Consider the following 16,463-nt stretch of genomic DNA (forward strand, 5'->3'; position numbering starts at 1 on the left):
GAGGATCGGAACGCGCGGATCTCCATCTTGGCGGCGGCCGTCAGGCCGACATGCCGGATACGTTTGTGCAGACTGTTTACACCATCGTCCAATTGTCGCTTGCAACCGGGGCGGGCCATACGTTTGCGACAGGCGGTCATAGATCGGTGTCGTGCGCAGCGGCCGTCCGGCCGGCAGTTCCTCGTTCGGAAAGCGGATCGAGAAGCGCCGCGAATAGTTCTCACGCACCTTGGCGTTGGTGTAGGCCATCGACGCCCAGTCGCCGTAGCGCGCGACATCCATCGCCCAGATGTCGGCGCCCGGATCGTCTTCGATCATCCAGTTGGCAATGGCAAGCCCGACACCCCCGCCCTGACTGAAACCTGCCATGACGCCGCACGCCACCCAGAAGCCAGGCAGGCCGCGCACCGGGCCGACCAGCGGGTTGCCGTCCGGCGCAAATGTGAACGGACCATTGATGATCTGCTTGATCCCGGTCTTCTGGAACGCGGGGAAATGTCGAAAGCCGACTTCGAGCGACGGCGCGATGCGGTCAAGGTCCGGCTCCAGCAATTCGTGCCCGAAGTTCCATGGCGTCTCGACCTGCGACCACGGCTTGCCCGCCTTCTCGTAGGTGCCCATCAGCATGCCGCCGCGCTCCTGGCGCAGATAGAACTCGCCGTCGAAATCGATCGCGTGGATGATTTCGGTTCCGGTCTTGGCATTCCAGGCCGCGACCTCGGGCATGTCCTCGGTGATGAGGTACATATGCTCCATGGCGAGCACCGGCAGTTCCAGCCCGACCATGCGCCCGACCTCGCGCGCCCACAGCCCGCCCGCATTGACGACGTGCTCAGCGATGATCTCGCCCTTGTTCGTCGAGACCTGCCACTGGCCGTCCGGCCGCTGCGCGATGCCCTCGACCTTGGTGAACCGCTCGACCGAAGCGCCGAGCTTGCGCGCGGCCTTGGCATAGGCGTGGGTCACGCCCGATGGATCCAGATGGCCGTCGACGACCGTCCGGACCGCGCCGACGAATTCGGCCGGATCGAGAAGCGGCATCAGTTCGCCGGCTTCCGCGGCGGAGATTTCCTCCAGTTCGATGCCGAGATAGCGCCCCTTGGCGACGAGATTGCGCAGCCAGTCCATCCGCGCCGTCGTCGCCGCCAGCATGACGCCGCCGGTCAGGTGAACGCCGGTCGCCTGGCCGGAAAGCTCCTCGATCTCCTTGTAGAGGCTGATCGTGTATTTCTGCAGCTTGGCGACGTTGGGGTCGCCATTGACCGTGTGCATGCCCCCTGCCGCGTGCCAGGTCGAGCCGGACGTCAGTTCGTCGCGTTCCAGCAAGACCACATCCGTCCATCCCGCTCGCGCCAGATGATAGAGCACAGAGCACCCCACAACCCCGCCCCCGATGACCACGACACGTGCATGCGATTTCCTGGATGTTCCTGTGAAGTCAGATGGTTGAGTTGGTTCTTGGAATCGACGTCTCAGCTTCTTGAGATCAAGGCTCCCCGCTGCCGATCTCCTCGCGCCGCCGCGCCACATAGGCATCGAGTTCCTCGCGAACGCCCGGATCCATCGCCGGCTCGACATATTCCTCCAGCGCCTTCTTCCAGACCGCCGTCGCGCGGTGGGTGGCATCGAGCCCGCCCGCCTCCTCCCAGCTCTCGAAATTCTGCCAGTTGGAAAGGATCGGCTGGTAAAAGGCGGTGGAATAGCGCTCCAGCGTGTGCGGGTCGCCGAAGAAGTGCCCGCCGGTCGGGACGCGGCCAAGCGCGTCGAGCGCGAGTTCGCCGGCATCGACCGGGATCGGCGTCAGGAACTCCATCATGTGCTGGATCATCTCGACGTCGATGACGAACTTCTCGAAGCCCGCCGTCAGCCCGCCCTCCTGCCAGCCGGCCGCGTGATAGACGAGATTTCCATGCCCGAGGATCGCGCCCCAAAGCGCCATCATCGTCTCGTACGCCCCTTGCGCGTCCGCCGCATTGGAGGCCGAGCCGGGGGTCGTTCTGTAGGGCAGGCCGTATTTCCGCGCGAGCTGGCCGGACGCGATGTTGGCCTTGGTATTTTCCGGCGTGCCGAAGGCCGGCGCACCCGACTTCATGTCGACGTTCGACGTGAACGCGCCATAGATCGCCGGCGCGCCGGGCCGCACGAGCTGCGTCAGCGCAATTCCGGCCAGCGCCTCGGCGTTCTGCTGGGCCAGCGCGCCGGCGAGCGTCACCGGGCTCATCGCCCCCATCAGCGTGAACGGCGTCACGCAGACCGACTGGCCATGCTCCGACATGGCAATCATGCCGTCCAGCATGTCGCCGTCGAAGCGGCGCGGCGAGTTGACCGAGATGATCGTCGTCACGGACGGATCGCCGCGCATCTCGTCGAGCCCCATCCCGCGCGCGATCGCGGCCATCTTCACGCCGTCGAGCGCCCGCCCGGCACCGATCGCCGAAACGTGGAAGGCCTTGTCGGTGAGCGTCAGATTGGCGCGATAGGTGTCGAGATGGCGAGAATGGGCCGGCAGTTCCATCGGCGCGCAGACCTGATTGCCGAGCATGTGGATGCAATTGAAGTGCTGCGCCAGCCGAACGAGGTCGCAATAGTCGCGGTAGTTGCCCGACCGCCGCCCGCGCTCCATGTCGTGAACGTTGGGCGGACCGGCAACGAGCGTGAAATTGATCGCATCGCCACCGATCGTCAGCCGGTTTTCGGCATTGCGCGGCGTCAGGTGAAATGACGAAGGCGCCTTGGCAACCGCCTCCAGGACGAGCCCCCGGTCGAGCCGGACGAGCCCGCTCGCATGATCGACTTGTCCGCCCGCCGCCTCGAAGATGGAGCGCGCCCGCGCGCTCATGATCTCGACGCCGAAATTCTCCAGAATATGCATCGAGGCGTCGTGGATCGCCTCGATCTGGTCGGCGGAGAGGAGTTCCATCGGCGGATATGGATTGCGCGCCGCGCGTCGCGGCAATTGCGCGATGCCCGCATCCTCGGAACGGCGGGCACGGTCGGCGGAACGGCGGCGGCGAGGCTGGGTCATGCCGCCAATGTGCAAACCCGCAGCGAGGGCCGCTAGAAGAAATGCGACGTCTGAATATGGCGATCGCGCCAGTTCACCGGCACATCAATTGACAAGTACCCAAATAGCGACACATCAAGTCGCCTCATCAACAAAGACGCCTTCGGCAGGGATCACTCACTATCCTTGCCGCTCACCGCACGCGCGCCGATCGAGCGCCGAGCCTCTTCCGGCGAGGCGGCGACGTCGATCGGCTGGCGCGGAGCGCGCTTTGCTCCGGCCGCTTCTGCCTCTTCCTTCGGCGTCGCGGCAAGGCCGGGCTTCACCTCGGCGCTTGCGGCCAACCGTCCCTCGCCGGCCTCCGTCAGCGACTTTTCCGGCGCCGAATCGCCGGGCACGGCCGACATTTCCTTCGACGCCACGACAGGCGGCTCGCCGTCCTCGGCGCCGTCGTCCACTGGATGCTCTGCCGACTCCTGCACATGGCCGCGCGGCGCGTTCGCCATCGGCGCGCTGCTCGCCGTGTCGTCTTCCTTCTTGCCGTCGAAGCTGATCACCGGCTCCATCTGCGCAAGTTCCGCATCGTCGAGCCAGCAAAGGCTCTTGTGCCCTCCGCCAAGTTCGCGCAGCGGCGGCAGCTCGGTCTCGCATTTGTTGCCGGGCACCAGATGCTTGTAGTTGCAGCGCGTCTGGAACGGGCAGCCCGAAGGCGGGTTCATCGCCGAGGGAATGTCGCCTTCGAGCACGATGTGCTTCTTGACCACGGACGTGTCGGCGATCGGGATCGCGGACAAAAGCGCCTCGGTATAGGGGTGGTAGGGCGGCGCGAAGATCTGGTCTGTCGTCCCCTGCTCCACAATATAGCCGAGATACATGACGACGACGCGGTCGGCGAGATAGCGCACGACCGAAAGATCGTGGCTGATGAACAGCATCGTCGTCTTGTTCTTGCGCTGGATGTCCATCAGCAGTTCGGTGACCGCCGCCTGCACCGAGACGTCGAGCGCCGAAACCGGCTCGTCGGCCACCACCACGCGGGCGTTGCCTGCAAACGCCCGCGCGACGCCGATGCGCTGCTTCTGCCCGCCCGAAAGCTGGCGCGGCATCCGGGTCGCGAATGCGCGGGGCAGCTTCACGAGGTCGAGCAGCTCGAACATGCGCTGCTTGCGTTCGGCCGTGTTATTGCCGATCTTGAACTTCTCCAGTGTGCGGATGATCTGCGAGCCGACCGAATGGCTGGGATTGAGCGTGTCGAACGGGTTCTGGAACACCATCTGGATCGACGAGATCGTCTCCGTGTCGCGGCCCTCGATCGGCGTGCCACCGATGGATTTGTTGTCGAGCGTCACCGACCCTTCCGTCGCCGTCTCCAGCCCGAGCAGCACCTTCGCCAGCGTGGACTTCCCGCAGCCGCTTTCCCCCACGATCGCGACGGTCTCGCTTTCGCGTGCCTCGAAGCTGATCTGCTCGTTGGCCTTGACGGTGCGCGTGTCGCCGCCGCCGAAAATGGCATTTGCCGCGACCTCGTAGTGCTTCTTCAGCTTCTCGATCTTCAGCACCGGCGCACCGGGCTTCACCGCTTCCTTCTGCGTCGTCGCTCCCTCCGGCACCGCCGCCCAGTCGATCTGATCGAACCGCACGCAGCGGCTCATATGCCCCTCATGCCCCTCCACCTTCACCATCGGGATTTCGGCGGCGTCACACACACCTTCCACGAAATGGTGGCAGCGCGGGCCGAAATTGCAGCCCTTCGGCCGCTCGTGCGGCAGCGGCAGCTGGCCGGGAATGGCGATCAGCGGCCGCGAATTCTTGTCGGCGCCGGGCAGCGGAATCGAGCGGAACAGCCCTTGCGTATAGGGATGGCGCATATGATCGAAGACGTCGCGGATCGAGCCTGTTTCGACGGCCTCGCCCGAATACATGACCGTGATCCGGTCGCAGGTCTCGAGGATCAGCCCCAGATTGTGCGACACGAAGATCATCGACGTGCCGAAGCGCTTGCCCAGATCCTTGACGAGCTGGACGATGCCCGCCTCCACCGTCACGTCGAGCGCCGTCGTCGGCTCGTCGAGCAGAAGCAGCGCGGGCTTCGACAAGAGCGCCATGGCGATAACGATGCGCTGCTGCTGGCCGCCCGAAAGCTGGTGCGGGTACGAATCCATGATGCGCGCCGGATCGGGCAGGCGAACCGCCGTCAGCATGTCAAGCGCGCGGTCATAGGCTTCCTTCTTGGAAACCTTTTCGTGGATGATCGGCACTTCCATCAACTGCCGCCCGACCCTCATGGCCGGGTTCAGGCTGGCCATCGGCTCCTGGTAGATCATCGCGATCTTGTTGCCGCGGATCGCGCGCAGTTCCTCATCCGACATGTCGCCCATGTCGCGGCCCTGGAACTTGATCCGTCCGCCGACGATCTTCCCGACATTGGACAGGTCGCGCATGATGCCGAGCGAGACGGTCGACTTGCCGCAGCCCGATTCCCCGACGATGCCCATCGCCTCGCCCGGCATGACCGAGCAGGAAAAATCCATCACCGCAGGGATTTCCCCGCGCTTAGTGAAGAAGGAGATGGACAGGTTCTCGATTTCGAGGATGGGCTCGGCCCCCTCGACGGCGGAGGATTTGACGGTCTCGTTCATGGCCTCAATCCTTCAGTGACTGCTCACGCAGCGCATCCGCCAGCAGGTTGAGCCCGAGCACGAAACTCATCAGGGCAACCACGGGCGGCAGCGCCGGGTGGACATAGGCGCGCAACAGGCGGCTCGCATCCTTGATCGCCGTGCCCCAATCCGGGCTTTCGGGAGACAAGCCAAGGCCGAAATAGCCGAGCGTGCCGAGCAGGATCGTCGTATAGCCGATGCGCAGGCATGCATCGACGATCAATGGGCCGCGCGCATTGGGCAGCACTTCCCACAGCATGATGTACCAGGGCGTCTCGCCCCGCGTTTGCGCGGCCGCCACATAGTCCCGCGTCTTGATGTCCATGACGAGCCCGCGCACGATGCGAAAGACGCCCGGGCTCGACGCAAACACCACCGCCACGAAGATGTTGAGCTCGTTCGGCGAGATACGGATGAATCCCAGCGGGTCCGCGTCGAACACCAGCCCGGCATAGATCCACCCGCCGATCAGGAAGGTCAGCCCGAGCTGGATCGCGAGCAGGACCGGCCGGTGCTTGTTGCGGGTGTAGAACAGCGTGGCGAAGAAGATGATCGGGAACAGGAAGAACAGGCCCGCCATCGCATAGGGGATCGGCGTCTCCATGATGCCGGGGGTGACCAGCAGGTAGAAGAGCAGGATCACCGGGAAGGCGAGGACGAGATTGGCGAGGAAGGAGAGGAAGGAGTCGATCCGCCCGCCATAATAGCCGGCAGGCAGGCCGAGCGTCGTTCCCACCATGAGCGCGAAGCCCGTCGCAACTGGCGCGATCAGGAGCACGATCTGGCTGCCATAGATGGTGCGCGAGAAGATGTCGCGCGCCAGCCGGTCACCGCCGAAAAGGTAGGCCTGGCCTGATTCCGCTTCGATGGCGCCGGGCAGCGCATCCTTCATCATCAGCATCTGGCCGAGCGGATCGAACGGCGCGATGATGTCGGCGAAGATCGCGGTGAACAGCCAGAAATAGCAGATGGCGACGCCGACCACTCCGACCGGGTTGCCGAAGAGTTCGCCGTAGAGGGCGAGCCTTTTGCGAAAGGCAAAGCTTGCGCCCATGACGATGAGAAGCGCGACCCAGACGGGCCAGAACCGGGCGAGAACGCCCGTCAAGATCTGGAGTGCACTCAGATATTCAAGCTGCATGCGCGTTTCCCCCTATTGAACGCGAATGCGCGGATTGAGATAGGCATAGCCGACGTCGGAAATGAGCTGCGTGAACAGCACCACGAAGACCGAGACGAGCGAGCAGCCGAGAAGCATGTCGATGTCGTTGTTGCCGGCCGCTTCCACCAGCGTGAAGCCGAAGCCCTGGTAGCGGAACATCACCTCGACGATGACGACGCCGGTCAGAAGCCATGGAAACTGCAGCATGATCACCGTGAACGGCGCGATCAGCGCGTTGCGCAGCGCGTGCTTGATGACGACGGACGAAAAGCCGAGGCCCTTGAGGCGTGCGGTGCGGATATATTGCTGCGTCATCACCTCGACCATCGAGGCGCGGGTCATGCGGGCGATGTAACCGATGCCGTAGATCGCCATGGTCATGACCGGAAGCGTGAAATTGTTGAAGGTGATGCCCTGGTTGGTGGCGCTCGCCGCCGACCCGTTGAGCCAGCCCAGCCACGAGGCGAAGATAACGGTGAAGATGACCCCCGACACATATTCGGGCGTCGCTGTCGTGGTGATCGCCGCCACCGAGAGACTTCGGTCCGTCCGCGTTCCTTCGCGCATCCCGGCAAGAATGCCCATCAGGAGCGCGATGGGGACCATGGTGACCATGACCCAGAACATCAGCTTGCCCGTCGCCGCCAGTGCCGGGAAGAGCTTGTCCTCGACCTCGGTCCGAAACTTGGTCGAGCAGCCCCAGTCACCCTGCAGGATGCCGGAATAGCTCGGCTCCATCGGACCGGAGCAGTAGCTGAATCGCGGCTGCGGCTCACCGGCATCGTTCGTCACCGGTTGCTTTGGCACCACGCCGAGCCACTGGCCGTAGCGCACGAAGAACGGCTCGCGATAGCCGTTATTGACCAGCCATTGCTCGATCTGCGCGTCCGAGGACCGCATGTCGATCTGGCTGATCGACAGGCGCCGCAGGTTCGGCTCCAGATTGACGAGGAAGAACACCACCAGCGTCAGGCAAACCATCGTGAGTGCCATGACGCCGAGACGCCGCAAGATGAAAGACAGCATGAGCCCCCTGCCGTTCTGGTTGGGGTTTTGTTTTTATGTTCCCGAAGCAGTCTGGCGAAGGCCGGCTTGCGGCCTTCGCCTGTTGCGTAGCGCGGCCGATCAGGCGCCTTCGGCCAGCCACACCTTGCCGAGATCGATCTCGAAGGTCGGGTGCATGCCGTGGTTCTTCACCGCCTCGACCGAATGGTTGTAGAGCGTACGCCAGTAGGGCTGGATGATGATGCCGGAATCCTGGATGATCGTTTCGATCTGCTCCATGACTTCCTTGCGTGCTTCCGAATCCCCGATCGCCAGGCCCTGGCTGATCAGCGCGTCGAGCTCTTCGTTCGCATAGGCCGTCTCGTTCCAGCTTCCGCCCGAGCGGTAGGCGAGCGCGATGACCTGGATGCCGAGCGGGCGCATGTTCCAGTTCGTGGCCGAGAAGGGATACTTCGTCCAGTCGTTCCAGAAAGTCGAACCCGGCAGAACCGTGCGCTTTACCTTGAAGCCGGCGTCGCGAAGCTGCGCGGCGACGGCATCGCACGAATTGCGGTGCCAAGTTTCGTCGACCGAGATGATCTCATGCTCGAAATCCATCTGGCCGGCTTCTTCCATCATCTGCTTGGCGCGCTCGACGTCGCGCTCATGCGCGGCGATCTCGACATGGTCCGGCTGGATCGGCGCGACATGGTAGTTGTCGGCCTTCACGCCGGCATTGTCGATGCCAAGCTGCAAGATGACGTTGTTGTCGACGCCGTACTGGATGGCCTTGCGCACGTTCTGGTCGTCATAGGGCGCATTGTCGACGTTCATGCGAATGCACAGCGTCGTGCCCGTCATGACTTCCGAGCGCACCAGGCCGAGACTGTCCATGATCTCGAGATAGTCGGAGGTCGTCTCGTAATTGGTGTGGATCTCGCCGGATTCGAACGCCGAGACCATGGCTGCCGGATCGGTGCCGTAGTCGATGAACTCGACGCCGTCGAGATAGACGTCGCCATTCCACCACGAACCGCTTTCGCGGCGCTTGAAGACGATGCGGTCGCCGACCGAATAGGAGACGAGTTCGAAAGGCCCGGTGCCGATCGGGTTCGCAACCCAGTCCGCGCCGGTCTCCTCGAAGCTCGGGTGAACGATGAGCGCCGGATAGTCGGCGAAGCCGGGGATGATGGACACGTCCGGCTCGGGCAGCGTCAGCTTGACCGTGTAATCGTCGACACGCTCGACCGCGCCTTCGCGCAGCTTCTTCGTGTCGGGATCGATCATCGAGGAGACACGCGTCGCCATCGAGTTGCCTTCGGCTTCCTGGTCGGCCCAGCGCGTCAGATTGTAGATCACGTCGTCTGCTGTGAATTCGTCGCCGTTCGTCCAGGTCACGCCCTGGCGTACGTTGAGCAGGTATTCCGTCGCGTCCTCATTGACTTCCCAGCTTTCCAGCAGCCGGCCCTCGAAGGTGAAGTCACGGGTATACTTGACCAGCGGCTCGAGCGACTGGCGCATGCCGTTGGCGATTTCGGACCAGTCGGCCGTACGCGGATCCTTGTTCGCCTTGACGAACATGGCGACACGCAGCGTGCCGCCGGTGACGGGCTCGCCGTCATCCTGCGCAATCGCCTCGCCCGGCAGCGCCATGCCAAGCATCGAATAGGCAAGCGCGGTCGTCGCGCCGAAAGTGCTGGCCAGCGCCAGGAACTCGCGACGATCCATATCGCCGGCCTTGGCTTCTTCGGCCAGCTTCTCGATATGCGCGGGAACGCGATCGCCGTCGCTCTTGAAGAACTTCATGACTGTCATCTCCCATTATTTTGCCTGAACCCTACCATCCCGTATCGGTCAACTATTGTCAAAAACGCCGCCAGATCAGGATGTTCGGCGCTGAATGTGCCCCGCGACGTGCATCGCGAACCGCGCAAATGCGACATCCATGGCGCATTTTCGCCACTTATACGGCAAAAATTGACGTTACGTCGCCCGACCGCGCGTTGCGGACGGGCCACACGAGCACATCCCGATAACAAGTTGGTGACAGCCCCGATTGACGCCGGGTTTCCCGCCCTGCTACCCATTTCTCAGCTTGAGGTGCCTTGCGTCGTCGGACGCAGGCTAAGAGGGAATACGGAAGGACGAGCGATTGTCCGAGCCGTGGCTGCCCCCGCAACTGTAAGCGCCGAGGACATTCGAACGACCACTGGACCATCGGTCCGGGAAGGTGAGTGATCCGCCGAAGCGCGAGCCAGGAAACCTGCCTCGAGTGTCACCTTTGCCGGATGCGGGGCGCGTTCGGGGCTGTGGTTTCGCAGTGGTGACTTCTGTCATCGCTGGCGATATCGGGGCTGCAACGGTTCCTTTTCCCAGCATCGTTGAGAAGCTTGAGCTGCCGCCCGCGACGCGTGGCCGGCACGGGGGACCGAATGCATATTTCCCATCTTGGCGCAGCCTGCGCCGTATCCGCCATTGCCGTTCTGGCGAGCCTTCCCGCGCACGCCCAGTTCACCGAACTGCCGCAGATCGTCGTCACACCCAATCGCGCCCCCACCGATGCGACGAAAACCGGCTCCCGCGTCGAGACGGTCAGCCGCGAGGAGATCGAGGAAAAGTCGCAGCCGCTCGTCATCGACTATCTCGACCGCCTGCCGGGCATCAATCTGGTGCAGACCGGGCCCGACGGCTCGACATCAACACTGATGATGCGTGGCCTTCGCAAACAATATGTGAAGACGCTGTTTGATGGCATCGACATCTCCGATCCCACTGGACCGCAGAACGCGACGCTTTACGAACATCTTCTCGTCGGTGGCGTCAACGGCATCGAAGTGCTCAAAGGCTCTCAGAGTACACTTTACGGCTCAGACGCGATTGCCGGTCTTATAAGCATTTCGACACTCGGAAACATCGAGCCAGGAATCCACCATACGATCACCGCTGAAGGCGGATCCGACGGCACAGTGCGCGGCGGCTACAGGCTGGAAGGTGGATTCGAACGCGGTAGGGTGAGCGCCTTTCTTGGCGGTTTGCGCACGGACGGCTTTTCGGCTGCCGCAGCTGGCACCGAACGCGACGGCTACGAAAACATTACTGCCAATATCTCCGGCGAATTCGATATCAATGAGGATGTCTCGGTATTCGGGTCGGCGCTTCTGCTTGACGCAACGACCGAGTACGATGGTTTCGCCCCACCGACGTTTACACTCGGTGACACGGAAGACTATGCAGAGATTCGCCAGGCTGGCGTACGCGGCGGTGTGAACTTCGCCCTGCTCGACGGACGGTTCAAGAATACCGTTTCGGCGCAACTTTTCGACTCCACCCGTGAGGTCGTGGATTCCTTTCCGGGACGATTCGACGGCCAGCGAATCAAGCTCGACTATCAGGGCTCCTACGAGTTCAATCCAATGCTTACGACACAGTTCGGATTCGATTTCGAGCGCACGGCGGCGGAAACGACCGGCGGGGTCGATGAAGATGCGACAATGGCCAGCGTTTGGGGACAGGCCCTATTATCGCCTATTGAGCCCCTCGATCTGACGGTCGGAGTACGTCACGACGAACACGACATGTTTGGCGGTTACACCACTTGGCGCACAACGGGTTCTTATCAGTTCGAGACGGCCACCCGTCTACATGCTTCGGCTGGCTCGGGTTTCCGCGCGCCGAGCCTTTTCGAGTTGTATAACCCGACGAGCGGCAACCCAAACTTGGATCCTGAAACAAGCGTCAGCTTCGACGTCGGTGTCGAGCAGCGCTTTCTTGATGGCCGGCTGATTGCTGACGTGACATTCTTCCATAGCCGCATCGATGACCACATCGAATGGGCGGCCGGCAGATATCGCCAAGTCGAAGGAACCACCCGCACGAGTGGCATCGAATCAACCCTCGTTTATGATGTAAATGAATGGTTCCAACTCGGCACAAGCTACACGTATACGCGTGCAAAGCGTCCCAACGGCGACCGTGAGGTGCGCGTTCCAGCGCACACGGCCGGCCTCTCGGCGGTTGTCCGACCGGCCGAGAAATGGACCATTGCAGCCGACGCCAAGCTCGCGTTCGACACAATAGATGTCGGAGGCCTCGAATTGGATGACTATGTTCTTCTCAATGCGAAAGTTGCTTATCAGGCTAACGATAGCACTGAGATATACGTGCGCGCCGAGAACCTGCTCGATCAAGATTACCAGACGATTAGCGGGTACAACACGTCGGGCTTCGCCGCCTTCGCCGGCGTCAGGTCGAGGTTCTGATGCGGACGAGTCCGGCAGATCGGAAAGGTCGGAGCTTCATAACGCCCCCTTCTGTCCTGCCGGACTTCTCCCCCGCAAGGCGGGTGATTGCCCCCTCGTTCGCCGCGCGTGATCTCGCCACTCGCTGGGGGGGCGAAGGACGCAACGAGACCGGTGGCTCGGCCCAAGGCGGCCGACCACCCAGAGGGAGGCGCCGCAAAGCTCTGGTCTTGGTGGCTTTCGCGAGCGCCATATCGACCACGTCTTACGCCGCCGACCTGCCCCGCGTCATGTCCATGAACGTGTGCACCGACCAGCTCGTCCTGCTCCTCGCCGAACCAAGTCAGATCGCGTCTCTCTCCGACCTCTCCCTTGACCCTTCCCTCTCCTTCCTCCACGAAGAGGCCGCGCCTTACCCCAAGAACAGCGGCCGCGCCGAAGAGGTTTTCCTGTCGAAGCCCGACCTCGTCGTCACGGGCACCTTCTCGCTCCACAACACGACCAGCCTCCTCGAAGCGCTCGACTTCGCCGTCGAGGAATTCGCCTACGACCAGTCCGTAGACACCATCGCCGGCGAAATCCGCCGCATGGGCGCGCTCATAGGGCAGGACGCGAAGGCCGAGCAGATCGCATCGGCCTACGAGCGTGATCTGGCCGACCTGCGCGCCCGCCAGTGCTCGACGAAGCCCGCCGCCATCGCCTATGAGCAGAACGGCGTGGTGCTCAGCGAAGGCACGCTCGCCGACAGCGTTATCGAGGCCGCCGGCCTGACGAACCTTGCGACCGAACTTGGCTATTCGGCCATGACGCCGCTGCCGCTGGAACAACTGGTCTCGCACGAGCCCGATATCGTCATCGTCTCCGAGCCGATGACGGACGCCCCTGCCCTTGCCGACCAGATCGCTCAGCATCCGGCTCTTCGGTCGCTGGAAAGCTCCCGTATCGGCGCGTTCGTGCCGCGCGGCGCCTGGGCCTGCGGCGGGCCGTTCGTCATCGAAGCCGTGCGCGCCCTGACCGCTCTGCGCGAAGAGATCGCTTCCTGCGCGCCGGCGCGGTAGAAGGCGCGATGCTGAATCCGATCCTCGGCCTTGCCTGCCTCCTCCTGACCGCCGCCTCGCTGCTCGTCGGCCCGGCAGATCTCGACCTGGCGTCGAGCATTGCAGGCCTCTTTGCCGGCGGCGATGCGGCGGCGATGATCATCATGCAGGAAATCCGCCTGCCCCGCGCGCTCCTCGCGCTCACCATCGGCATCAGCCTCGGGCTTGCCGGCGCGGTGCTTCAGGGCCTCCTGCGCAATCCGCTGGCCGAGCCCGGCCTCATCGGCGTCACCTCCTCGGCCTCCTTCGGCGCGGTGGCGATTTTCTACACCGGCCTTGCCGGCGCCTCGCTCTATGCGCTGCCGGCCGGCGCGCTCGCGGGTGCGGCCGTGTCCGTCCTCCTGCTCCTCGCCATTGCCGCCCGCAACGGCGCGACGCTGACCCTCATCCTCGCCGGCGTCGCACTGACGAGCCTGACCGGCGCCTTGACGTCGCTGGTGCTGAACCTTTCGCCCAACCCCTTCGCCTCCTACGAGATCATCTTCTGGCTGCTCGGCTCGCTACGCGACCGCTCGATGAGTCATGTCTGGCTGGCGCTGCCACTGATGGCCCTCGGCTGGGTGCTTCTGGGCGCCTCGGCCCGCGCACTCGATGCGCTGTCGCTGGGCGAGGAGGCGGCGTCGAGCCTCGGAATCCGTCTCTCGGCGACGCGGCTGCTGGTCGTCCTCGGCACCGCGCTCAGCGTCGGCGCCGGCACGGCGGTCGCAGGCGCCATCGGCTTCATCGGGCTTGTCGTGCCGCATCTCGTACGCCCCTTCACCGACCGCCTGCCCTCCAGCCTGCTCGTGCCGAGCGCGCTTGGCGGCGGCGCGTTGCTGCTGGCAGCCGACATTGCCGCGCGCATCGTCGTGCCGACACGCGAACTCAATGTCGGCGTCCTGACGGCGCTGATCGGCGCACCGTTCTTCTTGTGGCTGGTCGTGCGCGCCCGGCGGGAATTGTTCTGATGCTTGCCGCCCGCAACCTCTCCGTCAGCCTGTCCGGCCGCCCGATCCTGCATGACGTTTCGCTTTCGCTGCAGCCCGGCGAAGTGGTCGGTCTTCTGGGCCCGAACGGCGCCGGCAAGTCGACGCTGATGCGAAGCCTGTCCGGCCTGATCCCGTTTTCGGGCACCATTGAACTGGACGGCCGAAACCTCGCCGCCATGAGTGACCGGGAGCGCGCGCGCGAAATCGCGTTTCTTCCACAGGCCCGCGCCATCGCGTGGCCCTTGTCCGTCGAGAATGTCGTCCGCCTCGCCCGCTCCCCCTGGCGTGGCTTCGGCGCGTTGTCGCAAAAGGACCTCGCCATCGTATCCGATGCGATGGAAGCAATGGACGTCGCGGCGCTGGCGGATCGCCCCGTCACCGAACTCTCAGGCGGCGAGCAGGCCCGCGTCCTTGCCGCCCGCGCCATGGCGCAGACGACGCCCGTCCTCCTCGCCGACGAACCCGTCTCCGGCCTCGATCCGGCGCATCAGATGACGATGACGGGCGCCTTCCGGCGCCTTGCCGGCGAACGCCGCGCGATCCTCGTCTCGCTGCACGATCTGACGCTCGCCGCCCGTTGGTGCGATCGCCTGGTGGTGATGGCACAGGGACGCATCGTCGCCGAGGGCAAGCCCGCCGACATCATGACGAGCGAGCGCCTGCGAGAAGTTTTCGGCATCACCGCCCACATCGCCCATGACGAATGCGGCATGATCTTCGCGCCGACAGGTCTGGCTGCAAATAGTTAGGCGTTTCAAGAGTCGGTCGAAGTGACCCCCACCCTGTATCCCTCCCCACAGGGGGGATACAGGGTGGGGGTCACTTCAGAAAAAACCTTCAGCGGTCAACTCAACGTCCGCCGCACCGCATCGCGCCACCCCGCCAGCTTCGTCTCCCGAAGCTCGTCCCCCATCGCCGGCTCAAACCGGCAATCGAGCTTCCAGGCCTTCGAAAAATCCTCCATCCCCGGCCACACGCCCGCGCGCGAACCGGCCAGCCAGGCGGCCCCCAGCGCGGTCGTCTCCAGGATCGTCGGCCGGTCGACGGGTGCGTCGAGGATGTCCGCGAGCCGCTGCATCGTCCAGTCGGATGCCACCATGCCGCCATCGACCCTCAGGACCGTCTGCCCGCTCGCATCCGCCCAGTCCTTCCTCATCGCATCGAGCAGATCGCGGGTCTGGAATGCCACGGATTCAAGCGCGGCGCGGGCGAACTCCGCCGGACCGGTGCTGCGCGTCAGACCGAAGATCGCGCCCCGCGCGTCCGCGTCCCAGTGCGGCGCGCCGAGCCCGACGAAGGCCGGCACCAGATAGACCTGTTGTGTCTCGTCCGCCTCCGCCGCCAACAGACCGCTTTCCTCGGCCTTGCCGATGACCTTGATCCCGTCGCGCAGCCATTGCACCGCCGCGCCGGCAACGAAGATCGAGCCTTCCAGAGCATAGGTCGTGCGCCCGTCGAGGCGATAGGCGATGGTGGTCAGGAGCCGATTCTTCGAGCGCACCAGCGTCTCGCCGGTATTGAGAACGGCAAAGCAACCAGTGCCATAGGTGGATTTCATCATGCCCGGCTTGAAGCACGCCTGGCCGATCGTCGCCGCCTGCTGGTCGCCGGCAACGCCGAGGATCGGGATCGCCGCGCCGAAAAGACCAGCCTCCGTCATCCCGAAATCCGCCGCGCTGTCCTTCACTTCGGGCAGCATCGACACCGGCACATCGAGAAGCGCGCCGAGTTCGGCGTCCCACGCATTCGTTTCGATGTTGAAGAGCAGCGTGCGCGACGCATTGGTCGCGTCGGTCACATGCGCCGCGCCGGCCGTCAGCTTCCAGATCAGGAACGAGTCCATCGTGCCGGCAAGCAGGTTGCCCGCCTCGGCGCGCGCCCGCGCGCCCTCCACATTGTCGAGCAGCCAGGCGAGTTTCGTGCCCGAGAAATAGGGGTCGAGCAGAAGCCCGGTCTTGCCCGCGAAGACCTCTTCAAGCCCCTTCTCCTTCATCTCGTGACAGATCGCGGCAGTCCGTCGGTCCTGCCACACGATGGCATTGTGGATCGGCTTTCCCGTTGTCTTGTCCCAGACGACGATCGTTTCACGCTGGTTGGTGATGCCGATCGCGGCGACATCCGCAGCCGACACGCCAGCCCTTTCGAGCGCCGTCTTCACCACCGCGACGACGCTCTCCCAGATTTCATCCGCGTCATGCTCGACCCAGCCGGACTGGGGAAAATGCTGCGTGAACTCCTGCTGTCCGACGCCGGCGATCTTCATCTCGCCGTCGAAGACGATCGCCCGGCTCGAAGTCGTGCCCTGGTCGATCGCGAGAACGAACCCGCCCATGAAATCCTCCCCGATGCT

11 protein-coding genes and 1 riboswitch are annotated in these 16,463 nt (G+C 64.0%); of the genes, 4 read left to right on the top strand and 7 right to left on the bottom strand.

Annotated elements, in window-relative coordinates:
- The 6 genes from GTK01_RS15605 to GTK01_RS15630 form a co-directional block, all read right to left on the bottom strand.
- A partial coding sequence (locus tag GTK01_RS15605) for an FAD-dependent oxidoreductase (RefSeq protein WP_252927805.1) occupies positions 1 to 1,476 on the bottom strand: 1,476 nt, incomplete at its 3' end.
- A gap of 10 nt (positions 1,477 to 1,486) precedes the next feature.
- On the bottom strand, positions 1,487 to 3,025 hold the full coding sequence (locus GTK01_RS15610) for a trimethylamine methyltransferase family protein (RefSeq protein WP_252927637.1): 1,539 nt from the start codon (positions 3,023 to 3,025) through the stop codon (positions 1,487 to 1,489).
- Between the two features lie 152 nt (positions 3,026 to 3,177).
- Positions 3,178 to 5,643, bottom strand: a complete 2,466-nt coding sequence (locus tag GTK01_RS15615; protein WP_252927639.1) for a dipeptide ABC transporter ATP-binding protein — start codon at positions 5,641 to 5,643, stop codon at positions 3,178 to 3,180.
- 4 nt (positions 5,644 to 5,647) lie between these two features.
- Positions 5,648 to 6,805: an ABC transporter permease gene (locus GTK01_RS15620; RefSeq protein ID WP_252927641.1), complete on the bottom strand. Its 1,158-nt coding sequence runs from the start codon at positions 6,803 to 6,805 to the stop codon at positions 5,648 to 5,650.
- Between the two features lie 12 nt (positions 6,806 to 6,817).
- Positions 6,818 to 7,852 carry an ABC transporter permease gene (locus GTK01_RS15625; protein WP_252927643.1) on the bottom strand — a complete coding sequence of 345 codons (1,035 nt, stop codon included), beginning with the start codon at positions 7,850 to 7,852 and terminating at the stop codon, positions 6,818 to 6,820.
- Between the two features lie 99 nt (positions 7,853 to 7,951).
- The gene (locus GTK01_RS15630) at positions 7,952 to 9,616 is read right to left on the bottom strand and encodes an ABC transporter substrate-binding protein (RefSeq protein ID WP_252927645.1); all 1,665 of its coding nucleotides are present in this window, start codon (positions 9,614 to 9,616) and stop codon (positions 7,952 to 7,954) included.
- 275 nt (positions 9,617 to 9,891) lie between these two features.
- Positions 9,892 to 10,096: riboswitch (cobalamin riboswitch) on the top strand.
- A gap of 146 nt (positions 10,097 to 10,242) precedes the next feature.
- On the opposite strand from GTK01_RS15630, the gene GTK01_RS15635 reads away from it, so the two are divergent.
- From GTK01_RS15635 to GTK01_RS15650, 4 genes are all read left to right on the top strand, one after another.
- Positions 10,243 to 12,069, top strand: a complete 1,827-nt coding sequence (locus GTK01_RS15635; protein WP_252927647.1) for a TonB-dependent siderophore receptor — start codon at positions 10,243 to 10,245, stop codon at positions 12,067 to 12,069.
- Positions 12,070 to 12,281: 212 nt separating this feature from the next.
- Positions 12,282 to 13,106 carry an ABC transporter substrate-binding protein gene (locus GTK01_RS15640; protein ID WP_252927649.1) on the top strand — a complete coding sequence of 275 codons (825 nt, stop codon included), beginning with the start codon at positions 12,282 to 12,284 and terminating at the stop codon, positions 13,104 to 13,106.
- 8 nt (positions 13,107 to 13,114) lie between these two features.
- Complete coding sequence (locus GTK01_RS15645) at positions 13,115 to 14,092, top strand: iron ABC transporter permease (RefSeq protein ID WP_252927651.1); 978 nt, start codon at positions 13,115 to 13,117, stop codon at positions 14,090 to 14,092.
- The gene (locus GTK01_RS15650; protein WP_252927653.1) at positions 14,092 to 14,862 is read left to right on the top strand and encodes an ABC transporter ATP-binding protein; all 771 of its coding nucleotides are present in this window, start codon (positions 14,092 to 14,094) and stop codon (positions 14,860 to 14,862) included. The genes GTK01_RS15645 and GTK01_RS15650 overlap by 1 nt, the downstream gene beginning before the upstream one ends.
- A gap of 95 nt (positions 14,863 to 14,957) precedes the next feature.
- On the opposite strand, the gene glpK is transcribed toward GTK01_RS15650, so the two are convergent.
- Positions 14,958 to 16,445: a glycerol kinase GlpK gene (gene glpK / locus GTK01_RS15655; RefSeq protein WP_252927655.1), complete on the bottom strand. Its 1,488-nt coding sequence runs from the start codon at positions 16,443 to 16,445 to the stop codon at positions 14,958 to 14,960.
- Positions 16,446 to 16,463 lie beyond the last annotated feature (18 nt).

This window comes from Aliihoeflea sp. 40Bstr573, from assembly GCF_024105655.1.
In the GTDB taxonomy this organism is placed as follows: domain Bacteria; phylum Pseudomonadota; class Alphaproteobacteria; order Rhizobiales; family Rhizobiaceae; genus Aliihoeflea.